Origin of the sequence: Allomesorhizobium camelthorni, assembly GCF_011045125.1 — a bacterium.
GTDB lineage: Bacteria > Pseudomonadota > Alphaproteobacteria > Rhizobiales > Rhizobiaceae > Allomesorhizobium > Allomesorhizobium camelthorni.
In genome coordinates this window covers 1-19,111 of the sequence record NZ_JAAKZF010000040.1, presented here as the reverse complement: position 1 = coordinate 19,111, position 19,111 = coordinate 1, and the positions used below count along the sequence as shown (strand labels likewise).

General features: G+C 61.7%; 19 protein-coding genes and 1 pseudogene. 3 read left to right on the top strand and 17 right to left on the bottom strand.

Going from position 1 to position 19,111, the window contains the following annotated elements:
- Positions 1–223: 223 nt before the first annotated feature.
- The 8 genes from atzF to G6N73_RS22590 are packed head-to-tail and all read right to left on the bottom strand — an operon-like array spanning position 224 to position 8,506.
- Entirely contained in the window at positions 224–2,032 is a 1,809-nt protein-coding gene (gene atzF / locus G6N73_RS22625; RefSeq protein ID WP_343044707.1) for an allophanate hydrolase, read from the bottom strand.
- The gene (locus tag G6N73_RS22620; protein WP_165031750.1) at positions 2,029–2,379 is read right to left on the bottom strand and encodes a cupin domain-containing protein; all 351 of its coding nucleotides are present in this window, start codon (positions 2,377–2,379) and stop codon (positions 2,029–2,031) included. Before G6N73_RS22620 ends, atzF begins: the two co-directional genes overlap by 4 nt.
- Positions 2,372–3,040 (bottom strand): cysteine hydrolase family protein, encoded by a 669-nt coding sequence (locus G6N73_RS22615; protein WP_165031748.1) that lies wholly within the window; start codon positions 3,038–3,040, stop codon positions 2,372–2,374. The genes G6N73_RS22620 and G6N73_RS22615 overlap by 8 nt, the downstream gene beginning before the upstream one ends.
- Positions 3,040–4,572, bottom strand: coding sequence for an ABC transporter ATP-binding protein (locus G6N73_RS22610; RefSeq protein WP_165031746.1), 1,533 nt, complete (start codon positions 4,570–4,572; stop codon positions 3,040–3,042). Before G6N73_RS22610 ends, G6N73_RS22615 begins: the two co-directional genes overlap by 1 nt.
- A 10-nt stretch (positions 4,573–4,582) precedes the next feature.
- The gene (gene biuH, locus G6N73_RS22605; RefSeq protein WP_165031744.1) at positions 4,583–5,284 is read right to left on the bottom strand and encodes a biuret amidohydrolase; all 702 of its coding nucleotides are present in this window, start codon (positions 5,282–5,284) and stop codon (positions 4,583–4,585) included.
- A gap of 13 nt (positions 5,285–5,297) precedes the next feature.
- Positions 5,298–6,224 (bottom strand): ABC transporter permease, encoded by a 927-nt coding sequence (locus tag G6N73_RS22600; protein ID WP_165031742.1) that lies wholly within the window; start codon positions 6,222–6,224, stop codon positions 5,298–5,300.
- Positions 6,224–7,345, bottom strand: a complete 1,122-nt coding sequence (locus tag G6N73_RS22595; RefSeq protein ID WP_165031740.1) for an ABC transporter permease — start codon at positions 7,343–7,345, stop codon at positions 6,224–6,226. The genes G6N73_RS22600 and G6N73_RS22595 overlap by 1 nt, the downstream gene beginning before the upstream one ends.
- A 33-nt stretch (positions 7,346–7,378) precedes the next feature.
- Positions 7,379–8,506: a BMP family ABC transporter substrate-binding protein gene (locus G6N73_RS22590; RefSeq protein WP_165031738.1), complete on the bottom strand. Its 1,128-nt coding sequence runs from the start codon at positions 8,504–8,506 to the stop codon at positions 7,379–7,381.
- Between the two features lie 232 nt (positions 8,507–8,738).
- Here G6N73_RS22590 and G6N73_RS22585 point away from each other — a divergent pair, with 232 nt between their 5' ends.
- Positions 8,739–9,428: a GntR family transcriptional regulator gene (locus G6N73_RS22585; RefSeq protein WP_165031736.1), complete on the top strand. Its 690-nt coding sequence runs from the start codon at positions 8,739–8,741 to the stop codon at positions 9,426–9,428.
- Between the two features lie 109 nt (positions 9,429–9,537).
- Here G6N73_RS22585 and G6N73_RS22580 read toward each other — a convergent pair whose 3' ends face one another.
- From G6N73_RS22580 to G6N73_RS22550, 7 genes are all read right to left on the bottom strand, one after another.
- A complete protein-coding gene (locus G6N73_RS22580) occupies positions 9,538–10,296 on the bottom strand; it encodes an ABC transporter permease (RefSeq protein ID WP_165031734.1) in 759 nt (252 codons plus the stop codon).
- The gene (locus G6N73_RS22575; RefSeq protein WP_165031732.1) at positions 10,293–11,066 is read right to left on the bottom strand and encodes an ABC transporter ATP-binding protein; all 774 of its coding nucleotides are present in this window, start codon (positions 11,064–11,066) and stop codon (positions 10,293–10,295) included. The genes G6N73_RS22580 and G6N73_RS22575 overlap by 4 nt, the downstream gene beginning before the upstream one ends.
- A 7-nt stretch (positions 11,067–11,073) precedes the next feature.
- Positions 11,074–12,120 (bottom strand): ABC transporter substrate-binding protein, encoded by a 1,047-nt coding sequence (locus G6N73_RS22570; RefSeq protein ID WP_165031730.1) that lies wholly within the window; start codon positions 12,118–12,120, stop codon positions 11,074–11,076.
- A 64-nt stretch (positions 12,121–12,184) separates the two neighbouring features.
- Positions 12,185–12,622 carry a VOC family protein gene (locus G6N73_RS22565; protein ID WP_165031728.1) on the bottom strand — a complete coding sequence of 146 codons (438 nt, stop codon included), beginning with the start codon at positions 12,620–12,622 and terminating at the stop codon, positions 12,185–12,187.
- Positions 12,623–12,625: 3 nt separating this feature from the next.
- Positions 12,626–13,363 carry a FadR/GntR family transcriptional regulator gene (locus tag G6N73_RS22560; RefSeq protein ID WP_165031726.1) on the bottom strand — a complete coding sequence of 246 codons (738 nt, stop codon included), beginning with the start codon at positions 13,361–13,363 and terminating at the stop codon, positions 12,626–12,628.
- On the bottom strand, positions 13,360–13,458 hold the full coding sequence (locus G6N73_RS22555) for an FAD-linked oxidase C-terminal domain-containing protein (protein WP_343044709.1): 99 nt from the start codon (positions 13,456–13,458) through the stop codon (positions 13,360–13,362). Before G6N73_RS22555 ends, G6N73_RS22560 begins: the two co-directional genes overlap by 4 nt.
- A gap of 324 nt (positions 13,459–13,782) precedes the next feature.
- Positions 13,783–14,685: a LysR family transcriptional regulator gene (locus G6N73_RS22550; protein WP_165031724.1), complete on the bottom strand. Its 903-nt coding sequence runs from the start codon at positions 14,683–14,685 to the stop codon at positions 13,783–13,785.
- Between the two features lie 107 nt (positions 14,686–14,792).
- Between G6N73_RS22550 and G6N73_RS22545 the strand changes: the two genes are divergently transcribed.
- Complete coding sequence (locus G6N73_RS22545) at positions 14,793–15,839, top strand: zinc-dependent alcohol dehydrogenase family protein (RefSeq protein ID WP_246252440.1); 1,047 nt, start codon at positions 14,793–14,795, stop codon at positions 15,837–15,839.
- Positions 15,840–16,098: 259 nt separating this feature from the next.
- On the opposite strand, the pseudogene G6N73_RS22540 reads toward G6N73_RS22545, so the two are convergent.
- Positions 16,099–16,341, bottom strand: a pseudogene (locus tag G6N73_RS22540) (Zn-dependent hydrolase); the annotation flags it as partial.
- A 471-nt stretch (positions 16,342–16,812) separates the two neighbouring features.
- Between G6N73_RS22540 and G6N73_RS22535 the strand changes: the two are divergent.
- Entirely contained in the window at positions 16,813–18,336 is a 1,524-nt protein-coding gene (locus G6N73_RS22535; protein WP_165031720.1) for a metallophosphoesterase family protein, read from the top strand.
- A 377-nt stretch (positions 18,337–18,713) separates the two neighbouring features.
- Here G6N73_RS22535 and G6N73_RS22530 read toward each other — a convergent pair.
- Positions 18,714–19,111, bottom strand: a 398-nt coding sequence (locus G6N73_RS22530; RefSeq protein WP_206079028.1) for a hypothetical protein, incomplete at its 5' end; no start/stop codon positions are given.

Here is a 19,111-nt window from a genome sequence, read left to right as displayed (position 1 = left end):
GCCGTCTCGGTTGTCCCAAGCTCAGCGCACTTTGGATTCCTCAATTAGCTCGGAAGGCCTCGCCAACGCCCGTCCTGCGAGCACGAGTACTATTAGGCCGCAAGGATGCCGATGCGCTAAAGGCCGTCGACCCCTTGGTGCGGATGTCGGCACTTTCCTAGCCAAGTGAAACAAGAATGGGCCGAGTTGGATGTCGTCAGCCTGAACGATTTCTGAACCGCGCCTACCCGGCCGCGATGTTCATGCTGGCGATGTATGGCCGCCATCCACCGTAAGACGAAATCTCAATCGCACCTTCCAACCCGGCCTGCTCGACCAGGAAGCCTTTCGGAGAACTCCCGTCCTCGAGCAGAATTGTGCCGATGCCGAGCGGCGGCGGGACCGCAGCGACGAAGCGGCCGAAGGCAGCAGCCGACAGGCCCCAAACCTCTACCTCGATAGGCACGCCGGCTCCGCCCGCGCATCGAAGCATGCCCGGCTTCGGTGCCGACTGGCCCGCAAGGGCATAGAGCTTGTAACAGGCGGCAGTTCGCGCGGTGCGGTGAAATTGCGCGCCAATTTCCCTAAGCTGACCGTTGAGCGCCATGCCGGACAGATGCGCGCCGACGACCACGAGCTCGATGTCGCCCCTTTCGGATGCTGCGCGGTCGCGGCCGGTAGGCGCGGCCCAGCCCGTCGCCCCGAGCGGCAGTCTGCTCGCCTCGTGCACGTCGCGGGCAAGTGATACGACGAGCCGGTCCTTGCCGGCTGGCGCAAGCAGCGTCACGCTCATCGGAAATCCGTCGCCACGCATACCAGTCGGCACCGCGATGCCGCACATGTCGAGCAGGTTGACGAAATTCGTATAGGTTCCAAGCCGGCTGTTGGTGACGACTGGATCCGCGAGAACGGCATCGACCGTATAGTGGGTCGGAGCCGTGGGTACGCAGAAGAGGTCGAGCGAAGCGATGATCGGAGCGATTTTCGTCTTGAGCGCCTGGAGCGCATAGAGTCCTTTGAAGGCGTCGGCGGCGGATAGTTTTCGCGCGCCGCCGATGATCGTGCGCGTCACCGGGTGCATTGCGTCTTCGTGTGTATCCATGAAGTGCTGGATTGCTGCGTAGCGCTCGGCGACCCACGCGCCCTCGTAAAGTAGATCGGCGGTCGCGTAAAAATCGCCGAAAGGGATTTCCACCCGCCTGCAGCCGAGTTGTTCGAGCTTGTCCAGCGCCGCATCGAATCCGGCCCGCATAGTCTCGTCGCCAAAAAATTTAAGGTCAGAGCCGGTCGGCACGCCGACGGTCAGCACCGGCGGACGCTGACCCTGCGAACCGACCGGCATCGCTCTGGAATAGACGTCGTCGGGGTCCTCTTGGGCGACGACATCGAACACGGTCGCCGCGTCGTCCACTGTCAGGGCGAAAATCGATACGCAGTCGAGCGTACGGCAGGCCGGCACGACACCGGCGGTCGAGAGTACGCCGACGGTGGGCTTCAGGCCGACGATGTTGTTGAGCCCTGCCGGAATGCGCCCGGAACCTGCTGTGTCGGTACCGAGCGCGAACGAAACGATGCCCCGCGCCGTCGCAACGGCGGAGCCCGACGACGAACCGCCAGGCACCAGTGCGGCATCGATCGCATTCCTCGGGATTGGATAGGGCGAGCGGACGCCGACCAGGCCCGTGGCGAACTGGTCGAGATTGGTCTTGCCGACGACCAGCGCGCCCGCCGCTTTCAGTAGTGCCACGACCGTCGCGTCGCGCCTGGGCATATAGGCATATTCGGCGCAGCCGGCCGTGGTCGGCATGCCGGCCACATCGATGTTGTCCTTGGCTGCGAAGGGAACGCCCCAGAGCGGCTTGTTTTCGGGATCGAACGCGCCGAGCGCCTCCGCCTCGGCGAGAAGTTCGCCTTTTGCGGCGAGATGGATAAAGATGCCGGGGTCATTCGCTTCGGCGATCCGCAGAAACACGGTCTCGATCATTTCGGCGACGCTCAGGCCCGCGCCATAGGAGGCATGCAGGCTGGCAATATCGAAGTGAATGTCGCTCACTTTCCCTCCCCGAGGATAACAACCGGCAAATCCCACTGGATCAGCACAACGCAGCCCTCCTTCGTCCATACCGAGTGTTCGGTTCCGACGGGATTGAGGACGACCGCCCCTGCGACGTAATCGCCGTTTTCGTCGCTCTGGGTACCTTCAAGCACAATGATGGTCTCCAGCCCCGCATGTCGATGGCGTGGCACGCTCGCGCCCGGTTCATAGTTCAGGATCGCTACCGACGGTTCGGCAGGACTTCCCTTCAGGAGCCAGTGGATCGTGATGCCGTCGCGAAAATGCTCGAACGCCATATCGCGCCAACCCCCCTTTAGGAAGCCGGCAAAACTCAGATTAGCCATTTGCGATCCCCTCGAGAATCTGGTCCGTCATCGCCGTCCAGCCGACGATGGCGCCCTGGGCCCTGATCATAGCGAGGGTTGCCTGCTTGAACTCGACAAAATAGCTTTCGGTAGCGTCTTCGCCAAGCAGGCATTCATAGCCACGGTCATTGGCCTCACGCATCGTCGTCTGGACGCAGACCTCGGTAGTGACGCCGGCGAAGACGAGTTGGCGCGCGCCCATCCGGGTCAGCACGTCGCTCAGCGAGGTGGCATAAAATGCGCCCTTGCCGGGTTTCTCGATAACGATTTCACCAGGCAGGGGGGCGACTTCCGCTATGATCGCGGTTCCGGGCTCGCCGGCGATCAGGACGCGTCCCATCGGACCTGGATCGCCGATGCGGATCGCGGGACTGCCGCGATCGCGCTTGGCGGGCGGCAGATCGGAGAGGTCGGGCCTGTGGCATTCCATCGTATGGATCACCGGCAGGCCGGCGGCGCGAAAGCCGTCCATCAGCCGCCGCACAGTCGGAATTATCGCCTGCACGCGTGACACGTCGTTGCCGAGGCTTGCGCCAAAGCCGCCTGGCTCGGCGAAATCGCGCTGCATGTCGATGACCACCAACGCGGTGGTGGACGGATGAAAGGTGAAAGAGAAGGGCTTGGCCGCTATCTCCGGCATCAGTGATGGCCCGCCATGTGCTCGCCGATCGTCTGCACGCTCGCCATGGCGATCGGCGTCTCGTAGACGAGCGCGCCGTCGGACATGACGAAGATGCGGTCCGAAAGTTCAAGCAGTTCGTCGAGATCTTCCGACATCAGCAGCACGGCCGCACCCGCATTGCGCGCCTCCATGATTCGCGCGCGGATTTCCGCCACAGCCGAGAAGTCGAGGCCGAAGCAGGGGTTGGACACGATGAGCAGGTCGACATCTCCTGTCAGTTCGCGCGCCAGCACCGCACGCTGCACATTGCCGCCCGACAGCGACTCGATCGGCGAAGAGAGCGATGCCGTCTTGACCTTGAACTGCTCGACAAGCCCCGCCGCAAAAGCCTTGATCACGCGGCCGTTGATCCAGTTGACGGGCTTGCCGGAGGTATCGAGATCGAAGTTGCGGAACGACATGTTCTCGGCCACCGTCATCTTCGGCGCGCAGGCGTTGCGCAAGGGCTCCTCCGGGATGAACCGGACATTCAATGTTTGGGCCTCAACGCGGCTTGCGCGGTAAGGTGCGCCTTTGACCAGCACCTCGCCGGCATCGCGCTGGCGCTGGCCGGCGAGAACTTCGAGGAATTCCTTCTGGCCGTTGCCCGATATGCCGGCAATGCCAACGATCTCGCCGGATCTGACGCTCAGGTCTTGGATCTCGATTGTCTTCAGGCCCGTCCGGTCGGGCGCCTTCAACGTCCTGACCGTCAAGACGGGTCGCGCGTCTCTGGTAACCGGAGCGCGGCTATCCAGCGTCGCGATCGGCTGATCCCCGATCATCATCGCGGCCATGACCTTGCGATCGTGCTCGGCGACCCTGCCGGTCCCAGTCACCTTCCCTTTGCGCAGCACTGTGAAATCATCGGCAAAGGCCTTCACCTCGGGGAACTTGTGGGAGATCATCAGGACGGTAACGTCGCCAGCCACAGTCATGGCCCGGACGAAGCCGAGGACTTCCTGGGCCTCTCCGGGCGTGAGCACCGAAGTCGGCTCATCCAGGACGAGAAAACTCCGGCCGAGATAAAGCTGCTTGACGATTTCGAGCTTCTGCTTCTCGCCCGCGGCCAACGTGCTCACCGGTACGTCCAGCGGCAGCTCGAACGGCATCGTCTCCATGAAGCGGGCCAGGTCGGCGCGTTCCTTGCGCCAGTCGATGACGCGCGGCACGCCCTCTCTAGAAATGACCAGGTTCTCCGCACTGGTCAGCGACTGCACCAGCGTGAAATGCTGATAGACCATGCCGAGGCCGAGCGCGGATGCGTCCTTCGGGCTCGCGATCTTCACCTCGCGCCCTTCGACCAGCATGTCGCCCGAGGTCGCACGATAGAAACCCATCATACACTTCACCAATGTCGACTTGCCCGCGCCGTTCTCGCCGAGCAGCGCATGGAAGGAACCGGCGGGAACCTTCAATGAAACGTCGTCGAGCGCGGTGAACGCGCCAAAGCGCATGGTCATGCCGATCGTCTCGACACCGACAGCTTTCTTCTCTCTACCATTCAGCATGAACAGGGCCTCACGGAAGCTGCTCCACGAAGGCTTTCGAATTCGACACCGCGCCGAAAACGCCGCCCTGCATCTTGATCATCTTTATCGCGGCCAGATGGTTGCCGTGGTCGGTCGCGCCGCAGCAATCTTCCAGCATGACACATTCGAAGCCGCGGTCGTTGGCCTCGCGCATAGTCGTGTGGACGCACACATCGGTTGTGATGCCGGTCAGCACAATGTTGCGGATGCCGCGCTGTGTGAGAATCAACTCGAGGTCGGTGGCGCAGAACGAGCCCTTGCCCGGCTTGTCGATGATCGGCTCGCCCTCGATCGGATAGAGGTCCGGAATGATGTCCCAGCCGGGTTCGCCGCGCACCAGGATGCGTCCGCACGGTCCGGGATCGCCGATGCCGGCATTGATGCGCTGCGAGCGCCAGCGCTTGTTGGCCGGCAGGTCTGCGAGGTCGGGCCGATGCCCTTCGCGCGTATGGATAATCGTGTAGCCCCTCGCCCGCATGGTGGAGAGCACCGACTTGATCGGCTCGATCGGCGCTCGCACCAGCGACAGATCATAGCCCATATGGTCGACATAGCGGCCGGGACCGCAGAAGTCGGTCTGCATGTCGATGACGATCAGCGCCGTGTTTTCCGCCCTGAGGTCGCCATTGAATGGCCAAGGATACGGGTCGGCGTCGATGTAGTTCTGGTTGATATCGGCTCGGGCGTTCATCGGAAGTTCCGGTTCACTTGGTTATCGACAGTACGCCAGGCGCGCCGGCAAGCGCGCGACCGGGCGACGAGGTCGCGATCATGATGAGAAGGGTGAGGATGTACGGCGCGGCATAGAATAGGTAGTAGCCCTGCGTGACGCCGACCGACTGCAGGGCCGGGCCAAGCGCGCCCGCACCGCCGAAAAGGAGTGCTGCGGCAAAGCAGCCGAGCGGGTTCCAGCGCGCGAAGATGACCAGCGCCACCGCCATCAGCCCCTGCCCGGACGAGATGCCCTCGTTCCAGCTTCCCGGATAATAGAGCGAGAGATAGGCCCCGCCGATGGCTGCCAGCGCGCTGCCGATCGCGGTAGCCAGCAGCCGCACCGTGTTCGGGTTGATCCCCATGGCGCGCGCCGCGTCGGAAGAATCGCCGACCACGCGCACGATCAGCCCGGCTCGCGTGTTCTTGAATGCCCACCACAGGAAGACGGCGAGCGCTGCGCCGATAAGGAACAGGATGTTGATGTTGAGCGCGGCCTGCACCTGCGAGGAGTTCGACCATAAGCCGAAGGGGATGGCCGGCAGGTCCGGCGCCGAGGGCTGGATGAACGGCTTGCCGAAGAAGAAGGCAAGGCCCGAGCCGAGCAGCATCAGCGCAATGCCAATGGCGATGTCGTTGACCTTGGGAAATTTGCAGATCCAGCCGTGGAACAGTCCGAAGCAAGCGCCCGAAGCAGATGCGGCCAGAACGCCCAGCCAGGGTGAACCCGTCAGTACGGCCACCGCATAGGCCGTCATCGCGCCGAACACCAGAACGCCTTCGAGGCCGAGATTGATGCGCCCGGATCGCTCGGTGATCGCCTCGCCGAGCGAGACGAAGATGAAGGGGGTCGAGACGCGGATCGCCCCGCCCAGAATGGCGAGCGGCACGCCCCACAGGCCGAGGTCGGTCTGCTCCATCAGGCGGGCCTCTTCCAGAGATCCGGGTTGAACACCCTGAGGCGCCCGTAAAAAGTTTCGCTGAACAGGATGACGATGAAGATCATGCCCTGGAGCACCTGCACGGTGGCGTCCGGCAAGTCCATGCGTCGTTGCAGCAGGCCGCCCGATGCGTCGATGCCGCCGAGCAGGATGGCGACCGGGATGATCGCCAGCGGATTATGGCGAGCGAGGAAAGCGACGAGGATGCCTGTATAGCCGTAGCCGGACGCTAGCGAAGCATTGGCGTTGCCCTGGACGGCGGCGACCTCGATCATACCGGCGAGCCCGGCGAATGCGCCGGCGAGCGCACAGAAGCCGACGATCAGCGGTCCGACGGCGAGGCCCTGGACCTGCGCGGCGCGTACATTGCCACCGGCGATGCGGGCGGCGAAGCCCCAGCGGGTTTTCTCGATCAGTATCCAGGAGATGACACAGGCGATGATACCGGCGACCAATCCCCAATGTACGTCCATGCCCGGTACCGCGCCGACGACGAAGGCCGGGTCCATGGGATGCGTAGACGGCTTGTTGAGCGAGGCAGGATCGCGCAGCGGCCCCTCGACCAGATGGTTCATCAGCGCGATGGCGATATAGGCCATCAGCAGCGACGAGATGGTTTCGTTGACGGCGCGGTAGTGGCGAAGTGCGCCGACGGCGCCTATCCAGACGCCGCCGGCGACCGCCCCCGCGATTCCCATCAAAATAACGCCTATGAGCGCCGGCGCCCCCTGCACCAAGACGGCCATCGCTGCGGCGGCCACGCCGCCAAGCACGATCGCGCCCTCGCCGCCGATAACCACCAGGCCGAGCCGCGCCGGCAGCGCAACGCAGAGTGCCGCGAGCAGCAGAGGTGCGGCCCGCGACAGCGTATTCTGGACGGAAAACCAGGACCCAAAGCCACCCCGCCACATCAGATCGAACAGCTGTGCCGGCGATTTACCAAGCAACATTATGAAGATGCTGAACAGAGCCATGCCGACGATCAGTGCGGCGAGCGGGATGACGAGGCCCTCCGCCCTCCGCGCGGCCCATTCGAGGGCGCCCGCGAGCGCCGGCCCGCCAAGGGTCGAAGCAACCGGGCCGCTCGCTATTTCTGTCATGACGCCATCACCGAACTCCGGGCCAAACCAGGTTCAGGAAGTCGAACCGACAACGCCCTCGACGAGATAGTCCATGCTTTCCAGTTCGATGGCGGTTTCGACAAAGGCCTGGCCTTCGGTGGCCACTACTTCGCCCTTATTGTTGTTGAGCGGCCCCTTGATGACGGAGAAACCGCCCTTCATGATCTCTGCGAGCGTGCCGTCGAATTGGGCTCGCGCCGCCTCGCTTACGCCGGATCCGAGCGGGCTCATCTTGACGAAGCCGTCGGCCAGGCCGCCGCGGGTGAAGTTCGGCAGTTCCTCGCCGGCCACCAGCTTCTCGACGTACATCTTGTAAATATTGGCCCAGTTCCACTCCGCTCCGGTCAGGTATTTCTCCGGGGCGAGCGGGCTCTGGTTGGCATGGTAGCCGCAGATGAAGGTGCCGCGGCCGGCAGCCGTCTCTACGACCACCTTCGGGCTGTCGACATGGCAGGTGATGACGTCGGCGCCCTGGTCGACCAGAGCGTTGGTGGCTTCCGCTTCCTTGACCGCCAGCGACCATTCGCCGGTGAAGATGACCTGACAGGTGATCGCGGGATCGACCGATCGCGCGCCGAGCAGGAAGGAGTTGATGTTGAGCAAAACCTGCGGGATTGGCTTGGCTGCGACGAAGCCGATCTTTTTGGTCTTCGTCGCATGACCCGCGGCAACGCCGTTCAGATACTGTCCCTGGCCGATATAGCCGAAATATGAACCCGCGTTCTTCGGGTGCTTGCCCTCGCTCCACATGCCGCCGCAGTGACGGAACCGGATTTCCGGAAACTTCTCGCACATCGCAAGCATGTGCGGATCGAAATAGCCGAACGAGGTTGGGAACAGCATTGTCGCGCCGTCGAGATTGATCATCGACTCCATCGTCTTCTGGACGTCGACCGTCTCCGGCACGTTCTCCTCTTCGATGATCGAGATGCCTTCCATGCCCTTCAGCACGGCGGCGCCCTCGGCATGCGCCTGGTTGTACCCGTAATCGTCCTTCGGGCCGACATAGATGAAGCCTATGGTCGCGCCGGCGGCAAAGGCGCTCCGAACCGGCAGCAGCGACGGGGCGAAGCCGAGCACTGCCCCGGCTGCCGAGGTTTTCAGTATTTGGCGGCGGGAAAACATGAGACGGTCGGTCATATGGGGGCTCCTGAGTTGAACGATGACGGCCTGTTGAGGAAGTGCATGCAATCGCTATGCCAAGTCCGAAAGGCGGCGATTCCTTGCAATCACGGACGTTGTGTCCGGTATGATGCATAAATCATGCGCAAGTGTATGCACTTGCCGCCTAAGTTCTAGCCAACTTGACCTTCTGCCCAAGTCTTGGTCATAAGGATTGACCCATGCTGCATCGGGATTCGGCGTTGCCGAGATGCGGCTTTCAGCGGAGCTCAGCTTGGCGCGACGACGCGGACTCATCAGGACGGGAACGACGGTGGACGAGATGGTGCGCGCTATCGCCGACCGGATCGTCACAGGCGTTCTTCGTCCCGGCGAAAAGCTCGACGAGATCAAGCTTGCCGAACGTTACGACGTCTCGCGCACGCCTGTCCGCGAAGCGCTGCGCCAGCTCAGCGCAATGGGTCTGGTCGATCGACGGCCCAATCGCGGCGCGATCGTTGCGGTGGTCGAACCCGCGCACCTGACTTCCATGTTCGAGAGCATGGCCGAATTGGAGGCGATCTGTGCGCGCCTTTCAGCCGAGCGCATGAGCCCCGCCGAGCGCCGAACGCTCGAAAGCCGGCATCAATCCTCGGCGGCGCTGGTGCGGCTCGGGGCCGAGGCCGACTATGAGGCCTACAATACCGATTTCCATTCGATGCTCTACCGCGGCGCGCATAGCAAGCACATTGAGGAGTTGACCCTCGCAACACGTGCCCGCCTCGCGCCGTTCCGCAGGGCGCAGTTCCGCTTGCCCGGTCGGCTTTCGAAGTCCTGGAGCGAGCATGACTCAATTGTCAGAGCCGTGCTGCGCGGGGACGGCGCGGCCGCCGGCACGGCCGCAAGGGAGCATGTTTCGATTGTGAGCGAAGCGAGCACCGTCTTCGTATCAGCAAGCTGAAGCGACGCAGCCGAACGTCCGCTCCTGCTTCGATAGCAGGCCTCAAATGCCCGGACTCGAAAGACTGCACCGAAACTGGATGTAAAAAAGATCCGGAATCCTAACAGCGCTAGTACCGGATCAATTTACGCTCGACGGTGACGACCACCAGGAAAAGGCCGATGGACAGCAAGGAAGACAGCACGATCGCCGCGTAAAGCCGGTCGGATTGATAGTTGAACGTCGCCTGGATGATGAGTGCGCCAAGACCTTTGTCGGAGCCGATCCATTCGCCAACTATGGCGCCGATGACAGCCGTGGCGGACGCAATGCGCAACGAGGAAAACAGCATCGGCAAGGCGCGGGGCAGCCTCAACCGCCAGAATAGCTCGGAGCGGTTCGACGACAGGACACGGAACAGTTCATGTTCATTTGCAGTGGCTGAATCCAGACCGCGGATCATGTTGATAAGGGTCGGGAAAAAACAAATGACGGCGGCGATCACGATCTTCGGTGTCATGCCAAGCCCGAAAATCAAAATGATGATCGGCGACAAGGCAAGGACCGGGATCGTGTTGAAGAACAGAACGACGGGGAAGTAGGCGGCTTGCAGAATCCGGCTGTGAACAAAGACGATCGCAAGAAGGATCGCTGAAAAATTGCCGATCGTGAAGCCCGCTATAGCCTCGATTGCGGTCGGCCAGAAATTACCCAGGAGTAGCGGTCCGCTCTTGGCGAATACGGCGAATATAGCCGATGGCGTGGGCACGATGTAGGCCGGCACGCCGGCGGCTGGCAGCAAAAACTGCCAAGCGACCAGCAACGAGCCAACTCCGAGGATTGGCAGGACGGCTTGGGCGGTCGGAGAAAGTCCGCCGTGCGCGATCATGATGCCGCCTCCAGCGCCGCGCGCATGCCGGCCATGGTGGCGACGATCACCGGGTCTTCCCGAGAGCATCGGTTGCCGGGCTGCTTGACGGATTGGAGATCACGATCGGCAACGACACGGCCGGGATTGGCTGCAAGCACAATCACCCTTTCGCCCAGATAGACCGCTTCGGCGATCGAATGCGTGACGAAGAGGATGGTGGTTCGGGTGCGCCGCCAGAGATTGAGCAGTTCATCGTTCAGCCGGTCGCGCGTGATTTCGTCCAGCGCGCCGAAAGGCTCGTCCATCAACAGCAATCGCGGCTCGCCGAGAAGCGCGCGAGCGATGGCCGCCCGCTGTCGCTGGCCGCCGGACAGTTGATGGGGAAATCTGTCGGCCAGAGCCGAAAGGCTCATCAGAGCAAGGAGTTCTTCGGTCTTGTCCTCGATTGGACGGGTGAGGCTTCCACGTCCAATTTGAAGCGGAAGCCTCAGGTTGTCGCGAACTGTGCGCCACGGCAGCAGTGTCGAATCCTGGAACACGAAACCCACGTCGCGGCGCGATCTGACTGATCGCGGTGTTTCACCCAGCACCCTGATCTCTCCAGCCAGCGGTTCGATCAGATCGGCGATGACCCGCAGCAGGGTCGACTTGCCGCAACCCGACGGACCGAGGATCGACAGGAAAGTGCCGGCCTCGACATCGAGGTCGAGGCCGGAGAGCACTGTGGTGGGGTGATGAGGGCCGGGATAGCCGACGTCCAGCCCCGCAGCGTGAATCGCGTTCCCCATCGTCCGTTCAGGCACCAGGTGCGGCGAGCTTGGGGCGTTCGGCTGCCGAAAGACCGAGGACCTTGGTCGTATAGACATCCGCGGATTTCGGCCGTCCGTTCGGATACTGCCCGATCTGGTCCAAAAGTGCGATCTGGCTTTCGATGGAAGCAGGATCGAACGTGCCCCAGCCGTCGCGCGCTGTGTCGGAGTCGAAGCTAAGCTTCAGGACCAGGTCGATCGTCTTCAACTCCCAGTCGAGATCGATCTCCGGATAGGTCGCAACCAGTTTCTTCACCGCCTCCTGGGGATTGGCATGAGCCCAGCCCCAGCCCTTGGCGACAGCGCCGATGAACTTCGCCAGCGTCTCCGGGTCCGTCTCGATTGCCTCGTCAGTGGCGAAATACACGTTGGCATATGATGCCAAACCGAGATCGCTCAACAAAAGATCAACGCGATCGTCGCCGACAACGCTGAGCGCCTGGGTGTTGGTGATCCAGCCGCCGATGGCATCAACTTCGCCCCGGACAAGCGGCGCTTTGTCGAAGCCGACATTGAGGATGGTGACGTCGGCCGGATCAATCTCGTTCTTGGCCAGCACGGCATCCATGGCGAAGCGGGCCGTCGGTTGAATGCCAATCTTTTTTCCCTTGAGGTCGGCGACCGAGCGAATAGGTTTGTCCGGCTTCGATGTCAGTGCGTAGGGGCCGGTACGAAAGCCACAGGCAAGGATCTTCACCGGAACGCCGCTGGCGCGAGCGGCATAAAGCTGCGGTGTTTCGGAAAACTGGCCGAGTTGCGCCGAACCCGAAACAACCGGCGGCACAGTTGCCGAGTTTGGTCCGCCCGGACTGAATTCGACCTCCAGACCTGCTTCCTGGAAGTAGCCGTTGGTGACAGCGACGACGTCGCCGATCTGGCCGTTCGACATCAGCCAGTCATACTGGATGACCACCTTGGCGGCAGCGTTTGCCGTGCCGCCGAACAGTTGGATGCCCGGCCCGAATGCCGCGACGCCCGCGATACCGGCCTTCATAAAGGACCGGCGGTTCCAATTCTGCGTGTTCCCACTCATTGTTTTGCTCCTGTTGTTTGCCAAGGATGCTTGTCGCCTGCGGCCGGCCTGGCCGAAGGATCGGTCACGGCTGTTCGTCGTGGTAGTCGCCGGGGCCACCCTCGAGCCAGGCGTAGAGTTCCCAGAGCGTGTCGTCCGGATCGGTGAAGTAGACGCAGCGGGCGTTCCAGACGTAGTCGTCCGGCGCACGGTGGAAGGAGACGCCTTTGGCCGAGAGCTCGGCGTAGAGGCGGTCGATCTCGCCAGGCGTGTCGAGTTGCATTGCGACGCAGACCTTGTGCGCGCCTTTTGGCGCCCGCAGGTTGGAGACGCCGGCATGACGGTTGATATGATCAAGTTCCCAAGCAGCAAGGGTGATGCCGTCGTTGTGGAAGTCGGCGAATCCCTCGGCGCGGCGGCGCGTGCGGAATCCGAGCTTGTTGACGTAGAAATCGACTGTCCGATCAATGTTTTCCACGAGCAGGCAGACATCGGAGATCTTCTTGGCTTGGCCGAGCGGCATGGTTTACCTCGAATTGGTAGGGCTTTGCGGCAGCGGAAGGCGGATGCCGACACGATCGGCCGCGCCGATAATATGCTCGCGCATTGCTTCGCCGGCGGCATCCGCGTCGCCAGCCACGAGGGCCTCATAGATTTTTACATGTTCACCGACATTGATCTCGACCAGGTCGTGCAGTGGATTGGTCTGGCGGGCATAGTGGATGGAACGGCGTATCTGCTCGCAGACGAAGGAGATGAAGGTATGGATATAGCTGTTGCCGGTGGCTCGGGCGATTTCCCGATGAAAAGCCAGGTCGGCCTCGATGCTGCCTTCCTCCCAGCGCTCCTCGCCGCCCATTCGGTCGAGCGCTTCCTTGATAGCATCGAGATGTTCCTGGCTGCGCCTGGTGGCGGCGAGCGTCGCTGACTCGGTTTCGAGGATGCGCCGCAGCTCGAAGAGATGCTCCATATTCGCGTCGTTCTTCAGGGCCTCGCGATCGATGCGGATGGCGGTGCGCTGCTCGGGCGCTAGCACGAATGCCCCGACACCCTGTCGAGCCTCGATCATTCCGTCCGCACGAAGCTGGGCGATCGCTTCCCGGACCACGTTGCGGCTAACGCCGAATTTTTCGGCAAATTGCTGCTCCGTCGGAAGCCGGCTGCCGGGACTGACTTCGCCAGATTCGATCTCCCGGCTCAGCAGCGCCGCGACGCGACGGGGCAAGGCTTCGAAGACGCCGATCATCGGCGAACGCTGCTTCATGCGAGTTCCTTTTCCTCCGAAAACAGGCATCCCGGATTCATGAGTCCGTCAGGATCGAAAGCGGATTTGACAGCCCTGAGCATCCGCTTGTGCACTGACGGCAGCGACGACCAGAACAGCGTCACTAGGGGTTGATGTATGTCACATCATCCTACAACTGGACAAGCGCGATTTCGCGCCTCAATTTGTTATTCAGCCTGGCGTCCGGACAAGCCGGGCGATTGCGGAGCCGTCATGCCTTGCTTTGTAACATCGTCGCACAAAGTGCTGCACCGTCTCAAAGCCATCCAGAAGATCCGCGAGTGCCGGCTGAACATCGTCCGGGCGGCCGAATTGCTACGACTGCAAAGTTCGCGCTGAGATTCGCGAACAAGAATGATGAGCCAAGAGCTGTGACTCACGGCGAGATCGCGCGAAGCTCACCCCATCATTGCAGGCATCCGCGCCGCCAGCGCGTTGATGAGGACGCGTACACGCGATGGCAGGAAGGGCGTGCGCGGCCAGAGCGCTGAACTGTTGAATTCGGTTGCGGGCAGATCATCGAAGAGGCGGATAAGCTCGCCCTTGGCGATGCGCGAGCGGATTAGCCAATAGGGCAGCCACGCAAGCCCCAGACCGGCCGCGGCGGCATCTCCGATGGCCTCGAGGTCGTCGAGCCGCAGGCGGCCCTTCATGACGATCTCGACATTTTTGCCTTGCCCGTCGGGGAACAGCCAAGTCCTGGTGTAGCGCGGATTCGCATAGTCGATCGCCTGGTGGGATGACAGGTCGGCCAGCGTCGCGAGCCGGCCGTGTCTTTCGAGATAGGCCGGAGACGCGCAGACCGACATTCTCTGGCGGGCGAGCGTGCGGGTCATCAGCCCGGGATCTTTGGGCAACGTGCCGTTACGCACCGCTAGGTCATAGCCTTCCTCGATAATGTCCACAGGTCGGTCGGTGAAGGCGATTTCCAGCACGAGCCCGCGATGCTCGCGCGCCACGTCGTAGAGGATGGGCGCCACGCAATGCCGGCCGAACACGACCGGAACCGTGACGCGCACCTTCCCCGCCGGCTCCGCGCGGCCGCTTTCCAGCGCCTGCTCCGCCTCATCCAGTTCCCGAAGGGCGCGCGTGCAGCGCTCATAGAAGGCAAACCCGTCCTCCGTCAGGCTGAGCACCCTTGTCGTTCGGTGGCATAGGCGCACCCCAAGCCGCGCCTCCAGCCGCGCCACCGCCTTGCCGACCGCCGAACGGGAAAGGTTCAGCCGCGCGGCCGCGGCGGCGAAGCTGCCCGCCTCCACCACGGTGACGAATTCGCGAATTCCGCTCAGCCGGTCTGTCATGCGCACCATTGCAGAATGAATGGATACATTTAGAGGAGAAATCATCCGCACTGCAACTCCAATGGAGCGAATATGTTGCGAGTCTATGTTCAGCAGGAGCAAAATCGATGAACCAGCATGTCATGACGGATACGATGAAGCAGTGGACGCTGAAGGATGTCGGCCGCGCCAATCTTGGGTTGGTCTCGGCCGCGGTGCCGGCACCTGCCGAACACGAGATCCTGGTGAAAGTCTCCGCCGTTTCGCTGAACTATCGTGATCTCCTGCTTATCGAGGATGGGCTGGGCTTTGCCGCCAAGGCGGACCCGTTCGTGCTGGGCTCCGACGCGGCGGGCGTGGTGGTTGCGGCAGGGGCTGCCGTGACGCGTTTCAAGCCGGGGGAGCGAGTGATCTCGACCTTCATTCCCGGCTGGATCGACGGTCCCGGCTTCGGCACAGCGCGTGAGCCGAATTACCGCACACTGGGCGGCGCCATGCAGGGCGTGCTGTCCGAATACATCGTGCTTGATCAGGGCTGGGCGGTGAAAGCGCCCGAAAGCCTGAATGATGTCGAGGCAAGCACACTGCCCTGCGCCGGCCTCACGGCCTGGACCGCGCTGGTCGAGCGCGGGCGCCTTCATGCCGGCCAGACGGTGGTGGTGCAGGGCACCGGCGGGGTCGCTCTGTTCGGGCTCCAGATCGCGGCCGCGCACGGCGCGGACGTGATCGTGGTCTCGGGCGACGACGACAAGCTCGAGCGCGCAAAGGCATTGGGCGCAAGGCATGGGATCAACCGCAAAAAGGAAGACTGGGTGGAGGCGGTCTACCGCCTGACGGGAGACCGTGGCGCAGATCACATCCTCGAAATCGTCGGCGGTGCGCATTTGGGACGCGCCCTGCAGGCGGCTGCCGTTTTCGGGCGCGTCTCGCTCATCGGCGTATTTGAGGGTTTCGACATTTCAGGCCATTTTGCCCCGTTGGCGCTCAAGCACCTGACCGTTGAAGGCATTCAGGTCGGCCACCGCAAGGCACTTGAGGATTTCGTCCGCGCTATCGATCAGACCGGAATCAAACCTGTAGTCGATGCGGAGTACGCATTTGCCGACTTGCCGGCCGCGCTCGATCATCTGGCCCGCGGGCCATTCGGCAAGATCGTGATGAACATGCCGGGCTAGACGAGGCATGCCAACGGAACACGTCAATCACCGCGATTAGTAATGCGCTTGGAATGGCCGCTGGAAGGTAGAATTCGGAGAAAAGTGGTGCACACCTGTAGTTCCTGCGGACGCTCTCGTCGCCATGCTGAACACTGATGCACGCCGCCTCTACCTCGCCAGACGTTGATGGCGCTGTTCAAAAATGGACCTTCGGTTCACTGAACCTGTTCTATCACTTGGGTAGCAGCCGTCGCGCGGGTTTACTGGCATTGCAGACCAGGCGCGCCCGTTCGTCTCGCGGCACAACGCTGGCAAAAAGATGATGCATTGCATCGGCGGCCATCGGATCGCGGCGGTAGGCGAGTTCGGTCGTGCCCGTATGCGCGGCTTGCCCGGTGATCGTCACGTCCAGCCAACGCGTGCCCTGAACCTCGGTGACCACACCGATCGGGATATTTTCCTTTTCAAGCGCCGGTCCTTGCTCAATGTGCAATTCAAGAGAACCTGCGACCGGCCGGCCACTACGAGAACGTCGATTTCTTATCACTGAGAATTGGAATCGCACCAATCCACAGAAAAATTCTGTTGGTATTTATGTTGGTATTGGCGGCTCTTTTCGCATCGAAAATGTATTCCGAAACAGCCACATAGGCAGTTCTCTCGGTTCCGCCTCTGGGCACCATGACCCTTTCCCAGAGCTTCTGTAGGCGGACGGAAGGTTTTGCCTTTTAAGGTGAGTTTCCGAGTTTCGGTCGCCAAAGATTTGGTCAGCCCGTGCTTGCGTCTTAGGTCTGGCAGGCAAAAACCACAGCGAATGGAGGCATTGCGCCGCAAGTCAGCCATAGAGATTGACTTTGCCTACGCCCGGAAGCGGACATAGCGAGTGACAATGCTGGAAATCGTGGGCGCGCCTAATTTTCTTTGGATCGCACGCATGCCATAATAAAAGGTGTGGTGGGGCTGCAAGGAACTGGTGAGTACGGGGGATAGAATGGGGGCGCGGTTCGACATCAGTCATATCAATCTGGTCGGCTATCTTACCGACGAAACGGGCGCCCCCGCACCTCGCGTCGATCGCGAAACACTAGGCACCTTCCTGATGTCGCTGGCATACAACGGTAACCTCATCAGTTCGACCCAGGGGACGCCTGTCGATTGGACAGCTGAAGTGGCTAATGCGGCGTCCCAGCAATTTCGAGAACTCGATTTCCAGTTCGACGACCTAAGAAATCTTCAACCTGTCGACCCGCGGAAGTATATCGACCCACTTCGCACCTATTTCATCGGGTACGACTTCTACGCGCTCATCCTGCCAGAGAACGATTGGAGGCTTGACGAACGAAGCCTCCAATTCTTCATGGAGGCGGGAATAAGCTCGGGTGCAAAGGGCCTCGTCCTTCTACCTCATCAGCGATTTGGAGGGGGCCTGTCACAGTTCGTCGACCCTTTTCCGGCACTGCGAGAGCTTGCTCGGCAACCCATCGCACCGCCCGGAGTCCTCTTCTGGACACGGCTGGGCAGCGCTTGCGCACTTGGCCTCGACGACGCTCTACGTTTCCTGCGTCACGATCTGCTCGATGCGTTGGCCGGTGGTCTGAGGGCGACGGATGACGCTATATTGAGACAGGCATCTCGCCAAAGCACAAAGCGGATCCTCCACCTCAGCGATCTCCACATCGGCCTTGAAGAGGCGACGCTTAGACGATCCTACCTAAAGCGTCATTTGCGCGGCGTACTTCCAACAGTTGACAGGGTTGCGGTGACGGGCGATCTTTTCGACACCCCGAGCGAGGGTCTGCGGGCTTCGTTTGATGAGTTCCGGCGCGACGTTGAAGATTCGACCACCAAACGCCTCTTGGTCGTTCCGGGGAACCATGATGTCCGCGTTAAAGGCAACGCGCTAGGTCGGATAGGCCGGGCGGCCGAGTATGTCACCGACCTCGATTGGTCACCAATTGAGGTCGATGACGATATCCAAGCGGTCTTCTACTCCTTTAATTCGAGCGAGAGCGGGGACTTCGCGCGGGGTTGCGTGAGCAAGCGCCAGCGGCTCGACCGCGCCGAGCGCTTCGAGGATGCGGTCGCTCGCGACAATCATGTTGGCTCCTACTTCAACATTGCGCTCGTCCACCACCATCCCGTCAGCTACGGCTCACAACCCACCGCGCTCTATGAACGCCTCCTCGCCAGATTCGGGGGTGATGAGCGGTTCATCGCTTTCGAGGGAGCGGAGGAGTTTTTGAGTTGGTGCATGGGACGTAATGTCGGACTCGTTCTGCACGGCCATAAACATATCCCACATCTCTCCACCGTTCGGCCGACCGCTGACGCCGAGGTCACGGTGGTCGGCTGCGGATCAAGCGTCGGAGCAGAAGGCAAGCCGATGTGCTACGACGTCGTGTCCATTGACCCGGCAACAAAGCGCTGGAGTGTCAGCTTCCATCATGACGAGCGCGGGGATGGCAGCGGTTTCCGACTGCAAAATGTGGCTCTTGATCTCCGAACTCCAAGCTAGAGTGGGTGCTACCGGAAGTGCGGAGAGCGGGCCAAACGTAGCGTAGCCGGTGCGAGAAAATTGTGGGTGCCGTCGTCAGCGTTCATCTTAGGCGCCTTTTGGGATGCGCGCCCCTGTTGAATGGTAGCTATCCTGCGTCATCGCACTCAAAGCAGCCCGTCAACTCCCGGCCCCAGGACTGCCGGGCCGCAACGCAGCATCTCGGCCGTAAAGATCGGCTTCCTGAAAGCAGACCGTGCCCGCGATCACGCTGGAGGTCGGGGGTTGCGCCATCTCGCTATATTCATGGCGCCTCTCAAAAGCTGTCCACGCGTGGGCTTGAGTTAGACTCGGGGGCTCTTACAACCCTGAAACTGGGAGCACCGTCGTACCCACTTCTAGCCAGACGCCGCCGCCAGCGCCGCTTCCGCTCGCCCCAATGTAGTCCAGAGTTCGGGAACTATGCTGCACAAACATCTGACGTGTGAGTGGAGTCGTGTCGTCTCGTCGCGCGACAGGTCCCAATACGCAAGCTCGGTGGTCCACTCACCTACATACCCGCACCATTCGTCGAGCTCAGGGTGGGATGCGGCAGCAATCATGCCGATTCGAAATAAATTGTCAGCAGTGACGTCGATCGCCCCGGCTGCTTTTGAGCGCCGGATGAGCACTCGCAATTCCTGCGCCAGTTGAGGGCTGCGGGTTACCGCTGCTACCGAAGCCAATCCGCTGAGCACATGAAACAGGCTGCCGTTTTCAGCACCCTGCTTGAGGTAATGCTTAGCATTACAGTTGC